Annotated in this window: 11 protein-coding genes; all 11 read right to left on the bottom strand. The window is 46.9% G+C overall.

What is annotated here, in order from left to right:
- Window positions 1–108: 108 nt before the first annotated feature.
- The gene (locus NYE38_RS07880; RefSeq protein ID WP_110085516.1) at window positions 109–4,404 is read right to left on the bottom strand and encodes a S8 family peptidase; all 4,296 of its coding nucleotides are present in this window, start codon (window positions 4,402–4,404) and stop codon (window positions 109–111) included.
- A gap of 272 nt (window positions 4,405–4,676) precedes the next feature.
- Complete coding sequence (gene ftsZ / locus NYE38_RS07875; RefSeq protein WP_029973501.1) at window positions 4,677–5,825, bottom strand: cell division protein FtsZ; 1,149 nt, start codon at window positions 5,823–5,825, stop codon at window positions 4,677–4,679.
- A 35-nt stretch (window positions 5,826–5,860) separates the two neighbouring features.
- Window positions 5,861–7,174: a cell division protein FtsA gene (gene ftsA / locus NYE38_RS07870; protein WP_003154425.1), complete on the bottom strand. Its 1,314-nt coding sequence runs from the start codon at window positions 7,172–7,174 to the stop codon at window positions 5,861–5,863.
- 549 nt (window positions 7,175–7,723) lie between these two features.
- The gene (locus NYE38_RS07865) at window positions 7,724–8,512 is read right to left on the bottom strand and encodes a cell division protein FtsQ/DivIB (protein ID WP_007409710.1); all 789 of its coding nucleotides are present in this window, start codon (window positions 8,510–8,512) and stop codon (window positions 7,724–7,726) included.
- 128 nt (window positions 8,513–8,640) lie between these two features.
- A complete protein-coding gene (gene murB / locus NYE38_RS07860) occupies window positions 8,641–9,552 on the bottom strand; it encodes a UDP-N-acetylmuramate dehydrogenase (RefSeq protein ID WP_015388267.1) in 912 nt (303 codons plus the stop codon).
- 25 nt (window positions 9,553–9,577) lie between these two features.
- Window positions 9,578–10,669, bottom strand: coding sequence for an undecaprenyldiphospho-muramoylpentapeptide beta-N-acetylglucosaminyltransferase (gene murG / locus NYE38_RS07855; protein WP_014417719.1), 1,092 nt, complete (start codon window positions 10,667–10,669; stop codon window positions 9,578–9,580).
- Between the two features lie 116 nt (window positions 10,670–10,785).
- Complete coding sequence (spoVE, locus tag NYE38_RS07850) at window positions 10,786–11,886, bottom strand: stage V sporulation protein E (RefSeq protein WP_003154430.1); 1,101 nt, start codon at window positions 11,884–11,886, stop codon at window positions 10,786–10,788.
- A 58-nt stretch (window positions 11,887–11,944) separates the two neighbouring features.
- Window positions 11,945–13,300, bottom strand: a complete 1,356-nt coding sequence (gene murD, locus NYE38_RS07845) for a UDP-N-acetylmuramoyl-L-alanine--D-glutamate ligase (protein ID WP_025649484.1) — start codon at window positions 13,298–13,300, stop codon at window positions 11,945–11,947.
- Complete coding sequence (mraY, locus tag NYE38_RS07840; RefSeq protein WP_007409707.1) at window positions 13,301–14,275, bottom strand: phospho-N-acetylmuramoyl-pentapeptide-transferase; 975 nt, start codon at window positions 14,273–14,275, stop codon at window positions 13,301–13,303.
- A 107-nt stretch (window positions 14,276–14,382) separates the two neighbouring features.
- Complete coding sequence (locus tag NYE38_RS07835) at window positions 14,383–15,855, bottom strand: UDP-N-acetylmuramoyl-L-alanyl-D-glutamate--2,6-diaminopimelate ligase (protein WP_017417733.1); 1,473 nt, start codon at window positions 15,853–15,855, stop codon at window positions 14,383–14,385.
- Window positions 15,856–16,051: 196 nt separating this feature from the next.
- On the bottom strand, window positions 16,052–17,971 hold the full coding sequence (locus tag NYE38_RS07830) for a stage V sporulation protein D (protein ID WP_014417716.1): 1,920 nt from the start codon (window positions 17,969–17,971) through the stop codon (window positions 16,052–16,054).
- Window positions 17,972–18,055 lie beyond the last annotated feature (84 nt).

Here is an 18,055-nt window from a genome sequence, read left to right as displayed (position 1 = left end):
ACAATTTTTAAGGGATAACCGTTTTATTTGTCGAGGGCCGAAAGGGTTGATTTCCTATTGTCCCCTTCAACTAAAAAAGCGCTGCCGTGATTTGGCAGCGCTCTGTTTTTACTCATTGATATAAAGTTTTCCTTTAGCCGTCTGTCTCGTTTCATTTCCGTAGTCATCTCTTGCGATAACGTCAATTTTTGCTCCGCTTGCTTTGATGGAAGAAGTCGCCGTCCAGTAACCCTCATATCGTCCCGGAGAAATTTCTCTCAGCGGAAGCTCTGTTGCGTTTTGGCTCCCTGCCCGGGCGTTTGTCAGAGGCAGACGGATCACGAAGGAAGCGTCTAATTTCTTTCCGCTTGAAAAAGCGATTTTCACTGATTCTCCGGCTTTTAATTCCTTATCCGCTCCGGGAACCAATCCGGAAATGACGGGAGCATTGTAATTGACATCGATTACCGTCTTTTTCGTTGTTTTGTTACCCGCTTCATCTGAGGCCGTGACCTTGATCTCATTGCTGCCGTTTTCCAGAAGGGTTCTCGCTTGATAAGAACCGTTATTTACTTCAGCTTTTTTTCCGTTCACCTTTACCCATTCTAAATGGGCGTCGTGCACTTTTCCTTTTACGGTCACTGCTTCTTTATTTGTTTTATCACCGTTTGCCGGACTGTCAATCGTCACATCCGGCTTATCCTCATCCAGTATGACCGTGACAGGGCGTGACTCATCGGTTGACCCGCTGTCTGTCACAGATGCCGCCGTCAGCCGATTGGCATCTTCAGTGAGTGTGACGCCGGCCTGGAAATTGCCGTCTGCATCTGCTTTCGTTTCTGCGGCGGTTTTACCGTTATTGGTAAGACGGACAGCGGTTTTTGGTGAAGCCGTTCCTTTCACCGTGATTGACCTCTTGTTTGTAAATGACCGGTCTTCAGGCGACGTTATGTCAGGCACAGAAGCTTCGTAGTCGACCAAAGCCCTGATCATAAAGTTTCCGTCTGATTTATCGGTTTTAGACCAGCGGCCGTCGAGGTATTGCCAGTTTCTGTTCGAGTACGGACTGCCGTCATCAGATGACAGGGCAGGTGTATAAGGATCGGGTTTCGTCTGGCGGAACACAAGATAAAAATTCTTTCCGACCGCGATTCCTTTTGAGCTGAGATCCACTTTGGTCCATTCGCCGTTTCGAAGCGCTTCAGCTTGGAACGGGCCGGCAATTTTGCTGCCCGGAGCTCCATCAGGGCCGGATGCATCATATACTTCTGCTTGGAATTCGGTACCGCCCGGATCAGGCCAGTCGGCGCCCCAAAATTTAAAAAGGCCTTCCGTCAGCATACCGTGTTCTTTTCCGTCTTTAAGCGTCATCTTTACGGCAGATTTGCTGCCGGCTTTAAAATATGACAGCGCGGCTTCTTCCGTTCCGTTATCATAGGCAATTTCCCCTTCATAACCGATATACGGCTTAAGCTTGACGTTTTTTTCAGCATCTCCTTTGATGTCAACGGAAAATTCGCTATTGTAAAAGCCTTTTGCCGCTACTTTGATTGTGTAGGAGCCTTCGTACGCCTTAAGCGAATATTCCCCTTTATCGTTTGTCACCGCCGGTTCAATTGCGGCATCCTCAGCCACATAAAGCGCAGCCCCTTTTACCGGTTCGCCTGTTGACTGATTGGTGATGGTTCCTTTTAGCGTGCCGGACGGCATTTGCTCCAGTGTAAAGTCTGCCTGTGCGGTTTTGTCTGATTGAATAGAAACTTGTTTCGAAGCGGACTTAAATCCGTAAGCCTCGGCTTTCAGCGTATAGCTTCCCGCCTTATGCGACAGGCTGTAGCTTCCGCTTGCAGGGTCGGAATATACGGATTTCCCCGTCTCGGAGACACTGATTTGCGCTCTGAGCGGCAGGAGGTTTGTTTCACGTTTCACTCTTTTTCCGGGTGATTTCACTGCCGGTTTGGCCTGTTTCGGACTGACGGCTTTTTTCTTCAGGTGGCCGGGAGGTGTTTGTCTTTTGTGTTTATTTTTTTTGGCCGCCTTGCCGAGAGGGCTGCTTGAAAGCCGGACATCATCGATATACCATCCGTCTTCATTCAGTACTTCGTCTGACTGCATATTAAACATGAGCTTTATGTTTTGGCCTTTATACGCAGATAAATCAGCCTCTTCATCGTTCCATCCTGCGGAGTCACCATTGTAAACGGCCGCCTGCTCCCAATTTGATTTTCCTTCCGGCAGAACGAACACATACCCGTAATCAAAAAATTCTTCGAGCTTGTGCCAGCTTTTAAATTGTAAAAACAGCCGTCCTGTTTCCGGAACTTGAATCGGAGGCATCACCAAATTCATGTTGGCTGAATCGGCATAAGGGCCGGACAGATTCGTCGCATACACTTTATCTCCGGAAAATGCGGTGCCGGGCCCTGAACCCGGGGTACCCCATTCCCATTGGTCATGTGTCCCGTAACTGGACCAGCCCGCCGGCTGTGATTCAAAATCCTCTTTGTATCCCGCCGTAACGCTCGGTTTCACGTCAGCCCGGTACGTATCAGATTCTACAGAATGACCTCCGAAATCTTTTATGGTCCATTTATAACTTATCTTGCTTCCCGTTACATCCGGAATTTCCGCCTGGTATGTTCCCTTTTTTTCATCACCGCTTTTTTGAACGGCGGCTGTCGTTTTCCACTCTCCTTCATCAAACTGATAGGAAAGGATGACTTCAGTTACGCTTACATCGTCTTCTGCTGTAACCGTTAACGGAAGGTTTGCCCCTTTGTAAGCCACTGAGACCGGTTCATGATGAAAGCTGGGCGGATTGTGATCTTCGCCCGCAGAAGAGACCTTGCCTGCTACGCTTCCGATTCCGTCCGTTACGGCAGAAACGGCATCAAAAGCGTTAACGAGACCGTGGCCGTAACCGTTATTCGGTGATTCCGGAAAAACGGAATCTGTCAGCTTTTCCGCGGTGCGCGTCAAAACGTCTTCCATTTCATCGACCGTAATAGAGGCGTTCGCCTGCCTTAACAAAGCCGCCGTCGCCGCCACATGCGGCCCGGCCATTGAAGTTCCGTCCCAGCCGCCTTCGTATGTTCCTCCAGGAATCGAAGAACGGATATTCACTCCCGGAGCCGAAATGTCCGGTTTTGTTTCATGATACGGTGAGGGGCCTTGAAGTGAGAAATCAGCGAGTTTCTTGTCGATGTCAGTCGCACCTGTCGCAAATGCTTCAGGATAATTGGCCGGATTCGCGATTGAACCCGGTCCTCCCGGTGTAAATAAGTCTTCATTTCCCGCAGAGAATTCCGGAAAAATCCCTGCCGCTCTCCACGCATTCACCATATCGCGGTACCACTCGTCCATTCCCGAACCGCCTGCCCAGGAATTATTAACAACATCCGGCGCCATCTCGGGATGCGGCGTGCCGTTTTTATCTTTAGGCGCGAGCACCCATTCACCGGCATCCAAAATATCGGCATCGGTTCCTCCGTCATCTGAAAATGCTTTTACTGCGATCCATTTCGCCCCCGGAGCCACACCGATTTGATTTGAGCCGTCAGGTTCTGAACCCGTCATGGTCCCTGTTACATGAGTGCCGTGTTCAAGATCATCGTAGGGAGCGTCTTTATGGGACACGGCATCATACCAGTTCATTTCATGATTCGGCGCTGCGGGATTTTCAGGATCGTAACCCCGGTATTTTTCCTTAAGCGCCGGATGATCCCACTGAACTCCCGTATCAATGGAGGCGACAACCGTGCCGGTTCCGTCGTATCCTGAGGCCCAGGCCTGCGGCGCATCAATTTGGCTGATATTCCATTCGATGCCTTCCTTTGCTTTGATCTCTTTTTGTTTTTTCTTCATTTGAAAAGGAGCTTTTGATTGTCGTTGAGTAAGCTGACGTTTTTCATTCGGAAGAACTTTTTCTACTTCAGGAAATGAGGCGGCTTTTTCCATTACCTCTTTCGAAGCAGTGACTGCCATTCCGTTGACAATATAATAGGAATGGATGTGATCAGCCTTGCCTTTCTTTTTTTGTTTTTCCAAATATGTTTTCAGATTCTGCTGCGCATCATGAGCCGCCAGTTTTAAAGAAGAAACGACGGCTGACCGCTTTTGATATTCGGTTTTTGCTGCGGAAAGCGATTGAGACTTGGCGTTTTTTTCTGCTTCTTTGACCGCTTTTTTCGTATTGGCTTTCTCTTTAAATTTGATAAGAAACGTGACTTTATCATTTTTTTCAAAACGCTTCTTGACTGAATCGGAAATCTTATGCTGAATGCTCTTAGAGGAAGAAAGATCTTTGGTGAAAGAAACTGCCCCCGGTGTGCTGTTCGCTCCGGCTGCACCCGGAAACAACAGTGAACTGACGACAATCGCGCTTAAAACGGAGCCTGTCCATCTGTTTCTCGTTTTTTTCTTCAATCGTATCCCCCCTTATTTGGTAACGCACTATAAAATGTGTATCCCTCCTTCATAATTGGAATCGTTTGTCATTTCGATGCTGTACGTTAAATGTAGACAATCTTCCATCCAGATATTGTCACATTCTGTAGAAAGCCGTATAAAACTAAAAAACAATCAATTCGTCATAGGTATAAAGTTGCTTTTTTCACTGTATAGATCATGGGGATAGGAAGGAAGACTGGCACAAAAAAGAAAAAGGACAAAACCATGTGGTCTTGTCCTTTTTTACATCAGCCGCGTTTGTTGCGGTTTCTTAAAAATGTAGGAATGTCGAGGGCATCATCCGCAGGCTGTGATGTATGGCGGTTCGACGTGTTTTGATGCTGTGTTTCTTCTCGTTTCGGCTCACGTTTCGCAGCGTTTTGGCTTTGAGACTTCAATCCTTGGTTTAAAGTCGGGCGCTGCGGTTTTGAGTCATCTTTTTCCTGTTCGATAAAACCGGTCGCAATAACGGTGACGACGATTTCATCTTTCAGATTTTCATTGATAACTGAACCGAAAATCATATTGACATCAGGGTCAGATGCAGAAGCGACGATGTCGGCTGCTTCCTGCACTTCGTAGAGGCTCAGGTTTGTACCTCCCGTAATGTTCATCAAAACACCTTGCGCTCCGTCGATTGCCGCTTCCAGTAACGGACTGGAGATCGCCTTTTTGGCAGCTTCAGCAGCACGGCTTTCGCCCGTAGCGATCCCGATACCCATCAATGCTGAACCTTTGTTGGACATGATGGTTTTGACATCGGCAAAGTCCAAGTTGATTAAACCAGGCGTCGCGATGAGGTCAGAGATACCTTGCACCCCTTGCCGAAGCACGTTATCAGCTTCACGGAATGCTTCAAGCATCGGTGTGTTTTTATCGACAATTTCAAGAATGCGGTCATTCGGAATAACGATCAGTGTGTCAACGGCTTCTTTCATTGCCGTGATACCGCCTGCAGCCTGCAGCTGGCGTTTTCTTCCTTCAAATGTAAACGGTCTTGTTACGACACCGACAGTCAAAGCGCCTAAGTCCTTTGCGATCTGCGCGATAACCGGTGCGGCTCCCGTTCCGGTACCGCCTCCCATTCCGGCTGTAACGAACACCATGTCAGCGCCTTTTAGCGCTTCTTCGATTTGTTCCTTACTTTCTTCAGCGGCTTTTTTGCCGACTTCCGGATTCGCTCCCGCTCCGAGACCGCGGGTCAGCTTTTCCCCGATCTGCATTTTCACTTCCGCTTTTGACAGGTTAAGAGCTTGCGCGTCCGTGTTTACCGCAATGTACTCTACACCCTGTACTTCATTTTCAATCATTCGGTTGACCGCGTTATTACCGCCGCCTCCTACTCCGATTACTTTAATTGATGCTAAGCCGTCTATGTTTGTTTCGAAATCCAACATGCTAAATCCTCCTAATCTGCCGAATGACTATCAATCTATTCCCAAAACATGCTTAATAGTTTTTTCATTTTGCTCGGTTTGTTGTGTTCGGCTTGTGTTTTTTGTTTTGCTTTTGGACGCTGCTGCGCCTCTGGCCGCTGATGATGTTCTTCTTCGTGAGAGACCGCGATTTCCTGCACGGCTTCTTCCGGCATATGAAAGCCTATTTTTCTTCCCTGAATTCTGGCATTTCGGCAGGCAAATTGTATCAAGCCGACACCCGTCATATACTGAGGGTCTCTTACACCGATATAATTCGGGCTTGCGACCCTTACATTGTGCCTCAGCACTTCCTGTGCCAATGAAAGCACTCCGGGCATAGCGGCCTGTCCGCCGGTCAGCACAAAGCCGCCGGGCAGATCTGTAATTCCCATATGCTCAATTTCGGCTGCGGCAATCTCAAGAATCTCTTCCACTCTTGCTTCAATAATATTGGCAATTTCCTGCTGTGTAAAAGATTGCTTTTGATTCGTTCCTATGACGGTGACTTCAAATACTTCATCTTCTGAAGCCTCATCGTAGAATGCATGTCCGAATTGTTTTTTTACTCTTTCAGCCTCTTCGGTGGAAGTGCGCAATCCGATCGATACATCTTTCGTGATGTTTTCGCCTCCGAGCGGAATGACGGCTGTCTCCTTCAGGTGTCCCTGTTCAAATACCGCCACCGTCGTCGAGCCGCCTCCGATATCAATCATGGCGACTCCGAGGTTTTTTTCGTCTTTTGACAAAGCCGCCGAACCGGCCGCAAGCGGCTGCAGGCAGATATCAGTAATTTCAACGCCCGCTCTCTCCACACAGCGAAGTAAATTATGTAAGATCGTTTTGGAGCCGGTAATCAGCGTGCCTTCTACTTCCAGGCGCACGCCGAGCATTTTTTTCGGATCGGTAATTTCGTCTCTTCCGTCAACGATAAACTGTTTAGGAACGACGTCTACGATCAGCTGCTCATGCGGAACTGACACGACCTGTGCCGCTTCCATTACCCTGCGGACGTCTTCAACGTGAATTTCTTTGTTTTCACTGGAAACAGCGACAACGCCGTTCGTATCTTGAATATGAATATAATTTCCATTAACGCCGACAATGGCTTTTTTCAGCGGAAAACCTACCATTCTTTCAGCTTGGTCAAACGCTTTTCTTATAGAATGAACGGTTTCATCTATATCAACGATTGAGCCTTTTTTCAACCCTTCAGACGGTACATTTCCCACTCCGATAATGTTAAGGGAATCATCTGTCATTTCTCCGACGATCACTTTTGTATTGGACGTACCGATGTCAAGACTGACGTAAAGTTCATTGTTGTTCATTCTATGGCACCTCCTCACATTTCGATCAAATTCTATTCTATTATTTGCGGAACAACAATACAATGAATGTGGCTTTACAAGTGTGTAACAAAAACAACAGCATCAACAAATTCTTATCTGATTTCTCACAATTTATGTTTAATGAAACTATTCGTTATATTCTATGTATATCCTCTTTTATATCGCATTTTTTTTATTTTTTTTAGAGACGGCCCACCTTACCGTAAGATTTCCTGTCACGGTGCCATAATGTGCAAACCAGATGCAAATATACCCGCTTTCCATTAGTCTACACTAAGATGAACCTCCAGAAAAGCTATAGATATTGCCAGAAACATCCGAAAAAAGAAGAAACAGGAGGAAAATTCCAAATGCAATGCTCATTGCAGAAGACACGCCCATTGCATTGAGAATTTTCCGCTTGTCCGGCAGCCATATCCCGGGCAAAAACAAACATAGTCATAATGATTCCGCTATCGGTTATATCGGCTGCCCCGCTGATTGTAATAGATTCTTTTGAATCACCTTTAAATTAGTTCTTTAGAACTATTAATCATTTTCTTTTTTCTTGCCGGATTTACCTTTGTTAAATTCTTCAAAATACGTAGCGACTTCTAAGTGGATAATCCCCTTTTTCCCGCCGTCCAGCTGGGAAACGATAGAAGGATAGGTCTTCATCCGGCCGGCAAACGTTTTAATAGAAGCGGTAACTACATACCCGTCGTTCATATACAGCTTGATCCGGTCCTGATCCATTTTTACCGGTGTATAATAGATTTCAGAAATCGACTGCTTAAGCGAACCGGAAAGCTTATCAAGCTGCTCCGCCATTTTGACCCGCTTTTTCGCGTTTGTCCAGTCAACCAAAATCGGGCCCGCGTCATCCGGTGTGACTTCGTTCGGCAGCACAGTGCCGTTCTCCAGCACTTCATAATACACATCATGTCGCTGCAGATACGCGATCGTCTTGTATTCTTCAATGTGAATGCTGACTTTGTTAGGAAATACTTTTGAAAGTTCCGCCTTTTTCACCAGCTTATTCTGCTCAATCTTTTCTTCTGTTTGTTTCTTGTTCAGACTCCAGAACTCGGTTTGTCCGTTATGTATATCAGAAAGCGCGTTGATCTCTTTTACAGAAACGTTTTCGTTTCCGGAAACGGTGACAGAAGACACTTTGCTGATCGGCATCTGCAAGTACACGATGATCAGCACCATCATAAAAAAGAGCACAATGAATGAAATCAGCCGGCGGTTTGCTTTTTGTTTCCGCTGCTCTTTGATTTTCGGAATCCGCTCTTCAATATTTACGATTTTTTCTCTTTCATGATTTGGGTTCACTGCCTGTCCACCTCACTAAGAATGAAACAGCTTGACATTCGTCTGATTGAAAAACAAACGGCATGCTGTGATGCCGTTTGACATTTGTTAAAAGTATATCACATGAGCTCATGTAATCAGAGAACCTTTTAACGATTCCCTCCGATGATTTCAACTTCTGTATGCATGTCAACATCATACTGCTCACGGATTGTCTTTTTCACATACTCAATCAGGTCTAGAACGTCCTTGGCAGTCGCTCCGCCGGCATTGACGATAAAATTCCCGTGCATTTCGGATACTTTCGCTCCGCCGATCTGATGTCCTTTTAATCCCGCTTTTTCAACGAGGTTTCCGGCATGATTCGGCAGCGGATTTCTGAATATGCTTCCGGCGCAGGGGCTTGAATACGGCTGAGTATTTTTTCTGTAATCTTTGTTCTGCTGCATTTGCGCCGTAATGGCTTCCCGTTCCTTCTGCTCAAGCTGAAGAACTGCCTCGAGACAGACGCCGGGGCGTTTTTTCTGCAAAACAGACGTTCTGTAGCTGAAATCCATCTCTTCGTTTGTCAGCCATTCGATTGTGCCGTCTTCAAATAAGATACGGGCTTTCACAAGAATCTCACTCATATCAGATCCGTGCGCCCCGGCATTCATATAGACGGCTCCGCCGATTGATCCGGGAATGCCCGCTGCAAATTCGAGACCGGACATTCCTTTTTTACTCATGGAAGTCGCAAGCCGGACGACCGAATAGCCGCCTCCGACCGTCACTTGATCACCGTCAATCTCCAAATGATCCAGACCCGCGCCCAGTTTGATGACAACTCCTCTTATGCCTTCATCAAGCACGAGCAGATTTGAACCGCGGCCGATAACCGTCCATGGCAGATCATGTTTTTTCACAATATCCATAATATCTTTGACCGCTTCCACACGGTTGGGGATGATCAAAATGTCCGCCGGACCGCCGATTTTCATCGTTGTATGGTTCGCGAGCGGTTCTTGTTCCAGCACTTTGCCGACTTCGCGGTCTCTTAATTCCTGAATTACGTTCTCCATCATAAACCTCCGCATTCCATTTGCTCTATTTTTTTATGTCTTCCATGATACTGTACAGTCTGGCTGCCGCATCCGGAACACCGAGTGATTTTGTCCGCTCACTCATGTCTTTTAAGGTTTCTTCATTCATGACGATTTTGTCCAGCGCAGCGATCAGTTTTTCTCCGCTGAGCTCGGTTTCCTTCAGTACGATTGCAGCGTCATGCTGGCTGAGCGCCTTCGCATTGACTTCCTGGTGATTGGCTGTCACATACGGGCTCGGAATAAGCACGCTCGGAATGCCGAGAGCGGTGATTTCCGCAATCGTCGTCGCTCCGGCTCTGGCCACAATGACATCAATTGATTGTAAGTACTCCGGCATTTGGTGCAAAAACGGTTTTGTCACCATATTATCAGCGGCTTTTCCGCCTTTCAGCTCAGCCGTTACCTTCTCGTAATGCACTTCCCCGGTAATATAAAGCACTTGGTAAGGTCTCGTTTTCAATTCTTCCTGCATATCTATAACGGCACGGTTAATGGGAGCCGCGCCTCTGCTTCCGCCGAAAATGAGCACCGTTTTTTGATTGTCTTTCAGCCCGAACTCAGTTAATGAGCGGCCTGTCTTAATTGAGACGACTTCAGAGGCTCTCGGGTTTCCCGTAAACACAACTTTTTCAGCAGGAAAATGCGATTTTGCCTCTTCAAAGCAAATTGCTACCTTATTAACATATTTCGAGAGAAACTTATTTGTGATGCCGGGCAGGCTGTTTTGCTCATGAATGATCGTCGGAATTCCCATTTTTGCCGCCGCGTATACAACCGGACCGCATACATAGCCGCCTGTACCGATAACGGCATCCGGTTTAAACTCTTTTAAATATGATTTGCTTTTCGTCACGCCTTTTAAGAAACGCATGACGGTTTTTACATTTTCAAAAGAAAGTTTTCGTTTGAAACCTGTAATTTCAATGGCGCGGAACGGGATATTTTCCCGTTCAACAATTTTTTTCTCAAGGCCGTTCTCTGTTCCGATATACAAAAATTCCACATCCGGATGCCGGCGCTGAACTTCTTTAATAAAGGCCAGGGCCGGATAAATATGTCCTCCGGTTCCGCCTCCGCTTACTGCAATACGCATTCGTATGTCCCCCTTAATCACATAGCGATAACCCTGTTTTTTAGGACAGGGTTATTGATGTTGTCTGTTTTTTTATAGATAACGAATAAATCATGAGTGATGAGGCAAGATACAGATCAATACCTCGAGTACCGGCTGACATTTAAAAGCACGCCGACCGCTGCGAGCATCAGCGTCAGTGATGAGCCTCCGTAGCTTAAAAACGGCAGCGTAATTCCTGTTACCGGGATCAGCCCCGTCACAACGCCGATATTAATCATGACTTGAATAGCTATCATAGAAATAATACCGATGGCGACAAAGCTTCCGTATAAATCCGGCGCGCCGAGGGCAATCCTGACGCCCCGCCATAATAAAATACTGAACAGCAGCAATATGAGCGAACCGCCGATAAAGCCGAGTTCCTCAGATAAAATAGCAAAAATGAAATCGGTTTGCGGCTCCGGCAGGTAAAAAAACTTTTGCCGGCTTTGACCCAGCCCCATCCCGAACAGACCTCCCGGACCTACGGCATAGAGCGACTGAATGATCTGAAATCCGCTTCCAAGCGGATCCTCCCACGGGTTTAAGTAAGAGGTAATCCGTTTAATCCGATATGGAGCGGACAGAACAAGCGCCGCAAATCCGCTTAAACCGATGAGTCCGAGAAACGCGAAATGAGCGATTCGCGCACCGGAAACAAAAATCATCACGATGCACGTGCCCACCATTACCGTCCCCGTTCCCAGGTCGGGCTGGCACATGATAATAATAAATGCAGAAAACACGATTCCGAGCGCGGGAACGAATCCGCGTCTGAATGACGTAATGTTCTTCTGTTTTTCAGAAAGAAATTTAGCCAGAAACGCAATCATCGCGAGTTTCATAAACTCCGAAGGCTGAATGCTGAACGCTCCAACTCCGATCCAGCTTCTTGAACCGTTCCGCACCATTCCGACTCCCGGAATCAGCACAAGCACAAGCAGAAAAAAACAAATGATCAGAAGCAGCTTCGACCATGTGCGCCATGTCCAATAATCCACATTCATAATGAAAAACATGGCAATGACGCCGATCCCCGCAAACAGCAGCTGCCGTTTCGCGAAGAAAAACGAGTCGTCAAATTTATAATCCGCCCATACCGCACTTGCACTGTAGACCATAATTAATCCTATTGTTAAAAGCAATAACGTAATGATAACTAATAACAAATCAGGCGCTGTTTTTTTAGTAGTCAAAGCAATCGACACCCCAAGCATAAGTCATTTAGGGCTGCCGATGAACAGAGACAAGCCCTTACTTAAGCATATGCACGGCATCTATAAACATGTCACCGCGTTCTTCAAATGTTTTGAACTGATCCCAGCTTGCACACGCGGGTGACAAGAGGATGACGTCTCCTTCATTTGAGAGCGCAAACGCCGCAGATACTGCTTGTTCAACATTATCGACACGTTTGACATGTTGTATTCCCAGCTCATTGCCCAGTTTTTCTATCTTCGGCGCTGTCTGTCCGAACGTCAGGACCGCTTTGACATTGTCCATATACGGTTTCAGATCGTCAAAACCGTTGCCGCGGTCCAGTCCGCCTGCAAGCAGAATAACCGGAGCTTTGAACGCGGAGAGCGCTTTGCTTGTGGCCAAAATATTCGTCGCTTTGCTGTCATTATAAAATTTACGATTCTGGATCGCAGTTACATACTGCAGACGGTGTTTGACACCGGTAAAGCTTGTCAGCACCTTCTGAATCGCTTTATTAGACGCGCCCGCCGTTTTTGCCGCGGCTACAGCGGCCAATATATTTTCTAAATTGTGCGCGCCCGGCAGTACGATGTCATCAACAGGCAGAATCGCTTCATCGCCGAACATCAGCATTCCGTCTTTAATGAATGCGCCGCTTGACAGTTCCTGGTGAACTGAAAACGGAACGGTGCCGGCTTTTCCGCTTTCGGCAAGCCGCACGACTGTTTCATCGCTTTGATTCACGATGGCCGTATCACTCTCAAGCTGATGAAGATACACGTTCTGCTTGGCTTTTTCATAGTTTTCACGGCTGTGATGGTAATCCAAATGAGCGTCGAACACATTTAAAATCAGGCCGATTTCAGGTCTGAACGCATGAGTCCCCATAAGCTGGAACGAAGAAAGCTCTGTGACGATCCATTCATCACCGTCAGCATGATAAGCCACTTCACTGGCGACAGTGCCGATATTCCCTGCGATCAGCGCCTTTATCGAGTCAGCTTTCAGCATTTCATAAATCAGGGTCGTCGTTGTTGTTTTCCCGTTTGAACCTGTAATGCCGATGAATTTTGCATTGGTGATATAATACGCAAGCTCGATTTCCGTCCAGACCGGGATGCCTCTTCTTTGCGCTTCCTCCACCATGATATTTTCATACGGGATTCCGGGATTTTTGATCAGAATGGTAATGTGATGCTGATCAAAAAGTGACGTCGGATGCTCACCGCAGATGACTTCAATTCCTCTTTCTGCAAGCCTTTGGGCAGGTTCGTTCTCTTCAAAGGCTTTTTGATCATTCACGACGACGTTAACGCCTTTTTCATGAAGAATCGACGCAGCCGCATATCCGCTTTTCGCCAGTCCGAGGACCAGAAAGTTTTGTTTTTGCAAAAAAAGTTCGTTTTCCACTTATAACCACACCTCGATGTAAATTCCTAAAACGGCAAGCAGCAGTCCCGCAGTCCAGAATGTGACGACAACTCTCCATTCAGACCATCCGACCAATTCGTAATGGTGGTGAAGCGGACTCATCTTAAAGATTCGTTTTCCTGTCGTTTTAAAGCTGATGACTTGTAAGATAACAGATAAGGTCTCAATAACAAATACTCCGCCGATAATGACGAGCAGAATTTCAAGCTTCGTCAGAATGGCAACGGTCACGATCGCTCCTCCGAGCGCAAGCGAACCGGTATCCCCCATAAATACCTTGGCGGGATGGGCGTTGAATACAAGAAAACCGAGAACGGCGCCGACAACGGCAACCGAGAAAATCGCAACGTCATATTGTGACTGGTTCCACGCAAGGATGGCGAAAGCGCCGAATGCGATAGCCGCGGTACCGGACAAGAGACCGTCCAGACCGTCTGTCAGGTTGACGGCATTTGAACCTCCGACAAGCATAAAGAGAACGAGGATAAAGTATCCCCAGCCGAGATCGATTGACAGATGTGTGCCCGGCACCCTGATGCCGGTTGAAAAATGGCAATAATGATATACTCCGTAAAATACAATGGCAATAATGATCTGGCCGATCAATTTCTGCTTCGACGTCAATCCGAGATTCCGTTTCATTACTACTTTAATATAGTCATCCAGAAAGCCGAGCAGGCCGTATCCGATCGTGACAAACAGCAGAAGAAACATTTCCGCGCTCAGATGCGAAAATTTCTGCGTCATGACAATCGCCGTAATGGCGATGGATACAATAATCATGACCCCGCCCATCGTCGGCGTCCCTGATTTTTTCATATGTGATTTCGGCCCCTCTTCCCTGATACTTTGGCCGAATTTTAAACGTCTTAAAAACGGGATAAGAATCGGAGATATCAGAACACTGATTAAAAATCCCATTATTATTGTAAATAAAATCACTTGCTCAAGCATTGCTCTTTTCTCCTCCCGTTTCGTTCAAACGACATACGTATTTATCATATTCACATTGTGTCCCCGTAATTCTTTTCATTTCCCTCATTCTAACACTCTTTCCTGTTTTACTTTTTATTCAGCTCAACAATAGCTCTACCCGCTACTTCGGCGTCATCAAAGTCGAATGTTTCATTGCCGATCTGCTGATAGGTTTCATGCCCTTTCCCGGCAATCAGAACCACATCTCCCTTTTTCGCGTTGGCAATGGCAAAAAAGATAGCCTGCTCGCGGTTTGCGATACTGTGATAGTAGGTGCCTTCTACCCCTCTTTCCATATCTCTTAATATGGCCAGCGGGTCCTCGCTTCTCGGGTTATCTGAAGTAAAAATCGGTTCGTCGGCAATCCGCACCGCAATTTCGGCCATTTTCGGGCGTTTCGTTTTGTCCCGGTCTCCGCCGCAGCCGACGACGACGAAAAGCTTGCCCTCTGTCATGTCTTTACATGTATTCAGAACGTTTTCCAGACTGTCAGGCGTGTGCGCGTAATCGACGACCACAGGAAACGGCTGATTATGATTCACCAGTTCAAACCGGCCTCTGACACCTTGAAGCTCTTCAAGAGCGCTTGCGATCGTATCAAACGGCAGTCCCGCTGCGATCGCTGTCGCCGCTGCAGCCAGTACGTTATACACGTTGAAGCGGCCGACGAGTGAAACCGTGATCTGCTTTGTTCCTTTTGGCGTAACGAGTTCAAAGCTTGTGCCTTGCGCAGAGATCTCGATTTGTTTCGCCATGACATCGGCATCGTTCTCGATTCCGTATGTAAGGATGTGCGCCGCCGTCACTTTTTCAAAATAAGCACTGGCTTTGTCATCTGCGTTTAAAACGGCCCGCTTCGGCTTTTCGTGGTTAAAGGAGCCGCCCAGCTGGGAAAACAGGAGGCTTTTAGCCTGTCTGTAGTCTTCCATCGTCTTGTGATAGTCTAAATGGTCCTGCGTCAGGTTCGTGAATACGGCGATATCATAATCGCAGCCGTGAACCCTGCCGAGTGACAGAGCGTGAGAAGACACTTCCATAATAGCTGTGTCAACATGCTCATCATTCATTTTCTTGAACGTTTTTTGCAGTGTGACGCTTTCGGGCGTTGTATTTTTGACCGGGAATGTCTCATCCCCGATTTTAATGTACATCGTTCCGATTAAACCGGTCTGCCTTCCCGCTTTTTTGAAAATCTCATCAACCATGTGCGTCGTTGATGTTTTGCCGTTTGTGCCGGTGATGCCGATAAGCTGAAGCTGCTTTGTCGGCTGCCCGTAAAACGCGTCAGAAAGAACGCTGAGCGCCCGCTGTGACCGGCGGACGATAATGACAGGAACATCGACGTCAAGCTCTTTCTCGGCAACGATGGCCGCTGCGCCGTTTTCTGCGGCTTTTTGGGCGAAATCATGTCCGTCTACCGTATACCCTTTTATACATACAAAAAGACTCCCTTTTCTCACTTCCCTGGAGTCCATCTCAATTGAAGTTATGTCAGGGTCATGAAAGTCATTTTGAACAGGTTCGGCCATTAAATATGTAAGCAGCTTTGTAAGTTTCATTGTATCAAACCTCTCAGAAATTCTATTCATTCTTTTATCATGATAACCGTTTATAAAAGTCAGAATGGCTTTTAAACATACAGTTCATATTTTAGCGTAAATAAAAGGATACATCCAGTTAATCTTAAAAGTTATCTTCTTTTTTTCTCTTTATGATAAGAGGCAGCCGAAAACAATCCGGCTGCCTCAAAAAGACTCATTCTTCACTCAAGTAAACACGGATCTTTGAGCCTTCTTTTACTTTCGTTCCGGCTGCAGGTGATTGTTTCACAATTTTGCTTCCTTTTCCTGAGGAGTCTATATTCAAATTGACAAGCAGCGACTCAAGATCAGAGACAGACATCCCTACAACATTCGGAACCTCTATTGTTTTTGTGTCGTTCCATTGATATTTTTTCTCGATTTGATTTTTTCGCGGTTTGACGCCGAGCTCAGGCAGACTGTCTCTCATCATATTTCCGACAATCGGCGCGGCGACGGTTCCCCCGAATTGAATCGTACCTTTCGGATTATCAACCGCGACATATACGACAAGGCTCGGGTCATCAGCCGGCGCAAAACCGATAAAGGAGACGATATGGTTGTTTTCGAGATATTTGCCGTCTTTAACCTTTTGTGCGGTACCTGTTTTTCCGCCGACGCGATATCCTTCCACAAAGGCATTCCGCCCCGTTCCCTGAGCGACGACGCTTTCTAAAGCATATCTGATCTGCTTTGACGTTTCCTGGGAAATAACTTGCCTTTTCGCAATCGGCGATTGTTTCTTAACGGTTTTTTTCGTAACGGGATCAACCCACTCTTTGGCGATAAACGGAGTATAAAGCGTTCCGCCGTTTATTGCCGCGGAAACGGCTGCCACCTGCTGAATCGGCGTGACGGAAACCCCTTGTCCGAAAGCGGTTGTCGCCTGTTCGACCGGTCCGACTCTGTCAAGCGGGAATAAGATCCCCGTTCCTTCCCCTTGCAGATCAATGCCTGTTTTCTTTCCAAAGCCGAAGTCCTTAATATATTGAAACAGCTTTTGTTTTCCGAGCCGTTCCCCCAGCTGTACAAACCCGGGGTTGCAGGAATTTTGAACGACTTCAAGATAAGATTGCGAACCGTGGCCGCCCTTTTTCCAGCATCGGAGGCGGGCGCCGTCGACCTCGGCAAATCCTTTGTCATAAAAGTGGTCTCTTTGCAAGTTTACTTTTTGCTCTTGGAGAGCCGCCGCAAGCGTAATAATCTTAAAGGTCGAACCCGGTTCATATGTGCTCCATACCGGCAGGTTCCGGTTGTAAACGGACGGATCCACCGATTGATAGTCAGCCGGATCAAAATCAGGACGGCTTGACATGCCGAGCACTTCCCCGTTTTTCGGATTCATTGCGACCGCAATCATTCCGTCCGGGTTATATTTCGCCGCTGCATTGTCGAGCTCCCTTTCTATAATCGTCTGAACCTTGGCATCAATCGTCAATTTCATATCAAGTCCGTCTTTCGGAGGGTTGTAATCATCCGCTTCATCAGGCATTTTCTTCCCCTTGGCATCCGTATAAAATTTCACAGATCCCTTTACACCTTTTAAGTCATCATCATAATAAGCCTCCAATCCGAGAAGGCCCTGGTTATCAATACCGGCAAAACCGAGAACATGGGACAAAAAGCTTCCGTACGGATAATGGCGGATGCTGTCTTCAGCCACATAAACCCCTTTTAAGTCGAGCGCTTTGATTTCTTTCGCTTTTTTATTGGAAATTTTCCGACCCTCGGGTGAGATTTTTTCTATGGAGGTTTTCTTAGTAATGTGTTTGTAGACCTTCTCTTCCGACATATTTAAAACTGACGCGAGAAGCTTGCCCGTTTTTATGGGATTTTGGATCTGGCGCGGTACGACAAAGACGGTCGGCGCGCTTTTATTAGTAGCCAGCTTCACGCCGTTTCGGTCAAGAATCTCTCCCCGCTCAGGCTCAAACGGCAAATTCCGGCTCCAGGAATCCTTAGCCAGTGAAGTCAGCTTTTCTCCCATCACAAATTGGACATAGCCTAATCTGCTGTCAATGATCAAAAAAATGATTACGCCAAAAAGCAAAACCAGTAATAAACGTTTTCGAACCGTTACATTTGAAACGCGCAAGGGACCGTCCACTCCTTATTTAGGCTTGTTTCAATTTATGCCTCAGCTTGGACACATAGAACGGCGGCGCATAAAAAAGAAGCC

The organism is Bacillus sp. EU63, from assembly GCF_038592915.1.
GTDB lineage: Bacteria > Bacillota > Bacilli > Bacillales > Bacillaceae > Bacillus > Bacillus velezensis.
The sequence above is the reverse complement of the archived record's forward strand: the minus strand, read 5'-3'. Positions and strand labels throughout refer to the sequence as shown.

Coding starts and splice junctions, on each gene's coding strand:
- NYE38_RS07835 (WP_017417733.1), bottom strand. CDS start 15,855: ATGAAACTTACAAAGCTGCTTACATATTTAATGGCCGAACCTGTTCAA.
- murG (WP_014417719.1), bottom strand. CDS start 10,669: ATGCGTATTGCAGTAAGCGGAGGCGGAACCGGAGGACATATTTATCCG.
- mraY (WP_007409707.1), bottom strand. CDS start 14,275: ATGCTTGAGCAAGTGATTTTATTTACAATAATAATGGGATTTTTAATC.
- ftsZ (WP_029973501.1), bottom strand. CDS start 5,825: ATGTTGGATTTCGAAACAAACATAGACGGCTTAGCATCAATTAAAGTA.
- ftsA (WP_003154425.1), bottom strand. CDS start 7,174: ATGAACAACAATGAACTTTACGTCAGTCTTGACATCGGTACGTCCAAT.
- murB (WP_015388267.1), bottom strand. CDS start 9,552: ATGGAGAACGTAATTCAGGAATTAAGAGACCGCGAAGTCGGCAAAGTG.